This window comes from Nocardia sp. NPDC051052, from assembly GCF_044456045.1.
Taxonomy (GTDB): domain Bacteria; phylum Actinomycetota; class Actinomycetes; order Mycobacteriales; family Mycobacteriaceae; genus Nocardia.
Genome location: NZ_JBITFL010000042.1, coordinates 1 through 3,273 on the forward strand (window position 1 = coordinate 1; position 3,273 = coordinate 3,273).

Here is a 3,273-nt window from a genome sequence, read left to right on the forward strand (position 1 = left end):
ACCCCGACACCGCATCCCGCTCCTCGATCAACAACCGCCACAACGCATCCGGCGACGACACCCCACCAGGGAACCGACAACCCATACCCACAATCGCCACCAGCTCCGACACCGATACCGGCATCACCGTCGAGCTAATCGGGGCCATTTCGTTCCCGCGCAAGTCATCCAATACTCTCCGTGCCACAAGCTCCGGGGTCGGATAGTCGAAGATCAACGTCGTCGCCAACCGCAACCCCGTCGCTGCATTGAGCCGGTTACGGATCTCTACCGCCGTCAGCGAATCAAAGCCCAGTTCCCCGAAATTGCGGTCTGCGGCCACGGCGTCAACACTGTCGTGAGCCAGAACCAACGCGACCTCAGCACGCACTGTGTCCAGCACCAGCCGGCATGCCTCGGTCTCGGACAGCCCCGCAATCCGCTGCTGCAACAGGGACATCCCATCGGCGCCGATCCCGCCAAGAGCGACAGTTCGCCGGGCTCGCCGGACCATGCCTTGCAGCATCGCCGGAATGGAGTCCGCACCGCGCAGTGCCGCGAGATCGAGGCATGCCGCAGTTGCCGTCGCCCGATCCGCGACAAGGGCAGCATCGAACCAGGCCAGACCCTGCTCGACAGGCATACCGACAATGCCGTCGCGCGCATACCTGGACGCGTCTTCGGCTCGAAGCCGCGCGCCCATCCCCGAGCCCGAATCCCACAAACCCCACGCAATCGACACCGCCACAAGCCCCTGCCCACGACGAAACTCAGCCAGCGCATCCAAGAAACTATTCGCCGCAGCGTAATTACCTTGCCCCGCACCACCCAACACACCAGCAACCGAGGAATACAACACAAACAACGCCAAACCAGCATCACGAGTGGCCTCATGCAAATACCACGCCGCATCCGCCTTCGCCGCCAACACCGCATCCAACCGCCGCGGCGTCAACGCCGCAATCACACCATCATCGAGCACACCCGCGGCATGGACCACACCCACCAACGGCAACTCCACCGGAACCGCACCCAACAGGGTATCGACCCCTACACGGGTAGACACATCACACGCCACCACCCGCACCATGGCACCCAACCCCGTCAGTTCTTCCACCAGATCCGCCACACCCGCAGCGTCCAGACCCCGACGACTCCCCAACACCAACGACGTAACACCATGAGCCACAACAAGATGCCGCGCAACAATCGCACCCAAACCACCAGTACCACCGGTCACCACCACCGACCCCGACAACACCGGCACCCCGGAACTACCAACAGTGCTTCCTGTATCAACCAACCGTGTCAGTCGCGCAACATGCAGTTGTCCGCCCCGCACCACCACCTGCGGCTCTCCGCTGGCGAGGACCTGCGCAACAATGACGGCCAAACCACCACCGACACCCGCGGCATCGGTATCGACGAGCACGACCCGACCCGGATCCTCCGACTGCGCCGAGCGCACCAAACCCCATACCGACGCTGCGGCCGGATCGGTAACCTTCTCCCCCGCAACCGAAATCGCGCCGGCAGTCAACACCACCAAAGTGCTCCCCGGGAGCCCCAACTCACGCAGCCACGCCTGCAGCACCGCCAGCGTCGCATGGATGATCGCATGTGTTCTCGCCACGACATCGTGGTCCGGCGCACCGCTTTCGCGAAGATCGAACACCATTACCGGCGACACATTCGGGGAGTCCACGGCCCACTCGCCGACCCGGCTGAAGAAGGCCTCGACCGAGGTAGACGAGATGACCTCCGGAACAGGTTGCGCAGGATTCGACGTATCACTCGGGATCCATCGAAGACTGAGCAGTTGCTCGCCGGACATCGTGGTTTCGATTGATCGCATCGGCCTAGTGGTCAGCTCCCTGATGGTCAGGATCGGATGTCCCGACTCATCCACCACCGCAACCGAAACCACACCCGAACCAGCATCGGCCACGGGTGCGACGCGTGCCCTGATCACACTCGCGCCCGCCGCGTGCAACACGTAGTCCCGGCACGACACCAACATCGACCCCGGTCCGGCACTGCCATCCGCATCCGCACCCGCACCCGCCACCTGCAGCACGGCATCCAACAAAACTGGATGCAACCCATATCGGGACAGGTCACTACTCGGTTCGGGCAGCGCGGCCTCGACAAACAGTTCCGCGCCCCGCCGCCACACCCCCCGCACCAACGACCCGGAGCCATTGCTGTCTTCGGACAGGTCGTCATCCATCCAGTCCACATCCGCAACCGCCGCACTCGCAGGCGGCCACAGCCCCTCGGTCATATCCCCCAATCCGCCGGCCAGCACACCCGCCGACACCTCGATACCGCTCGTGCTGTTTCCGGCGAGCATGCCCTCAGCGTGCAGGCTCCACGCCCCATCGCGCCCACCACCGACATCCGGTCGCGAATACACCGCTACCGCACAACCGCCCACCCCGTCCGGTGCCCCTACCACAACCCGCACCGCCACACCACCACCCGACGGAAGCACCAGCGGCAACCCAACCGTCAACTCCGTCAACCGATCACAACCAACCTCATCGCCGGCAACACCCACCAACTCCAACAGCGCCCCAACCGGCACCACAACGACACCTGACACCACGTACTCGGCCAGCCAGCCCAACCCGGCCATCGACAGCCGCCCCGTCACAGTCACCCCACCCGAATCCGGTGAATGCACCACCGCACCAACCAGCGGATGGTCCGAGCCAGCCAACCCCCACGCCACCGGATCCCCAGCCTTGCTGGAATCGAGCCAATACCGGCGCCGCTCAAACGCATACGACGGCAACGTAATCCGCCGCCGCGCACGCTCGTTCCACAACGCCGACCAGCCCACACCCGCGCCCGCAACATCCACTGCGGCCACCGCGGCCAGCAGACTCTCCGGCTCGGGCCGATTCCGACCCAGCACCGCCACCGACACGACACCCCCAACACCAACATGGTCAGCGTGCACGTTGCCGCTGCCGTCGGTGCCAGCACTGCCATTAGTACCGATACGGCCGTTGGTGTCAGTTGCGTGAACCCTGCCGTGAGCGCCGACGCTGCCGTTGGCATCAACGCCACGGGTCGAATCGGGACCGCCGTCAATGCCGACGCCGCCAGCCGAGTCGGTGTAGTCGAGGATGTCGGTGATCAACCCACTCAACCCACCATCAGGACCAGCAACCACAAACCGCGACACCCCCATCCCACGCAATACCTCGATACCATCCGCGAAACGCACACACCCCCGCACATGCGACACCCAATACCCCGGCGAAACCACCCCCGAACCAGCCAACC

Annotated in this window: 1 protein-coding gene; it reads right to left on the minus strand. The window is 64.5% G+C overall.

The annotated features are described in order from the left end of the window. On the minus strand, positions 1-3,127 hold a 3,127-nt coding region (locus ACIBCN_RS44450; RefSeq protein WP_396998915.1), incomplete at its 3' end, for an SDR family NAD(P)-dependent oxidoreductase. Between the last annotated feature and the right edge of the window lie 146 nt (positions 3,128-3,273).